Below are 1,880 nucleotides of genomic sequence, written 5' to 3'. Positions count from 1 at the left end.
GAAACACAACAACGGATTGCCGAGTTCCATCAACTTAAAACTTTTTCAAAAAAAGAGTTGACATCTTATCGGAGATTTGATAAGATATAAAAGTTGCTGCGAGGCAATGATGTAGACCTTTGAAAACTGAACAAAGTAAGACAAACCAAATGTGTAGGGCGTTTTGATTAATTCAAAACAACAAACATTTTTAACAAGCAAGCAATATGCTAGCAAACAAATGAGCTTAACAATCGCGAGATTGTTCTAACTTTTATTATGAGAGTTTGATCCTGGCTCAGGACGAACGCTGGCGGCGTGCCTAATACATGCAAGTCGAACGCTTCTTTTCTACCGAGTGCTTGCACTCACTTGAAAAGAGGAGTGGCGGACGGGTGAGTAACACGTGGGTAACCTGCCCATCAGAAGGGGATAACACTTGGAAACAGGTGCTAATACCGTATAACAATAGGAACCGCATGGTTCTTATTTGAAAGACGCTTTCGGGTGTCACTGATGGATGGACCCGCGGTGCATTAGCTAGTTGGTGAGGTAACGGCTCACCAAGGCCACGATGCATAGCCGACCTGAGAGGGTGATCGGCCACACTGGGACTGAGACACGGCCCAGACTCCTACGGGAGGCAGCAGTAGGGAATCTTCGGCAATGGACGAAAGTCTGACCGAGCAACGCCGCGTGAGTGAAGAAGGTTTTCGGATCGTAAAACTCTGTTGTTAGAGAAGAACAAGTGGGAGAGTAACTGCTCCCGCCTTGACGGTATCTAACCAGAAAGCCACGGCTAACTACGTGCCAGCAGCCGCGGTAATACGTAGGTGGCAAGCGTTGTCCGGATTTATTGGGCGTAAAGCGAGCGCAGGCGGTTTCTTAAGTCTGATGTGAAAGCCCCCGGCTCAACCGGGGAGGGTCATTGGAAACTGGGAGACTTGAGTGCAGAAGAGGAGAGTGGAATTCCATGTGTAGCGGTGAAATGCGTAGATATATGGAGGAACACCAGTGGCGAAGGCGGCTCTCTGGTCTGTAACTGACGCTGAGGCTCGAAAGCGTGGGGAGCAAACAGGATTAGATACCCTGGTAGTCCACGCCGTAAACGATGAGTGCTAAGTGTTGGAGGGTTTCCGCCCTTCAGTGCTGCAGCAAACGCATTAAGCACTCCGCCTGGGGAGTACGACCGCAAGGTTGAAACTCAAAGGAATTGACGGGGGCCCGCACAAGCGGTGGAGCATGTGGTTTAATTCGAAGCAACGCGAAGAACCTTACCAGGTCTTGACATCCTTTGACCACTCTAGAGATAGAGCTTTCCCTTCGGGGACAAAGTGACAGGTGGTGCATGGTTGTCGTCAGCTCGTGTCGTGAGATGTTGGGTTAAGTCCCGCAACGAGCGCAACCCTTATTGTTAGTTGCCATCATTCAGTTGGGCACTCTAGCGAGACTGCCGGTGACAAACCGGAGGAAGGTGGGGATGACGTCAAATCATCATGCCCCTTATGACCTGGGCTACACACGTGCTACAATGGGAAGTACAACGAGTCGCTAACCCGCGAGGGTATGCAAATCTCTTAAAGCTTCTCTCAGTTCGGATTGCAGGCTGCAACTCGCCTGCATGAAGCCGGAATCGCTAGTAATCGCGGATCAGCACGCCGCGGTGAATACGTTCCCGGGCCTTGTACACACCGCCCGTCACACCACGAGAGTTTGTAACACCCGAAGTCGGTGAGGTAACCTTTTGGAGCCAGCCGCCTAAGGTGGGATAGATGATTGGGGTGAAGTCGTAACAAGGTAGCCGTATCGGAAGGTGCGGCTGGATCACCTCCTTTCTAAGGAATATTACGGAGACCTACACGGTTTGTTCTTACTTTGTTCAGTTTTGAGAGGTTTACTCT

The 1,880-nt window shown here is 50.3% G+C and carries 1 rRNA gene; it reads left to right on the top strand.

Annotation, left to right across the window (positions count from 1 at the left end):
* The first annotated feature begins 254 nt into the window (after positions 1–254).
* Positions 255–1,814, top strand: a 16S ribosomal RNA gene (locus ACYSNQ_RS17890).
* The last annotated feature ends 66 nt before the right edge of the window (positions 1,815–1,880 follow it).

Source organism: Enterococcus sp. LJL51, from assembly GCF_054871795.1.
This window is presented reverse-complemented; position numbering and strand designations above follow the sequence as displayed.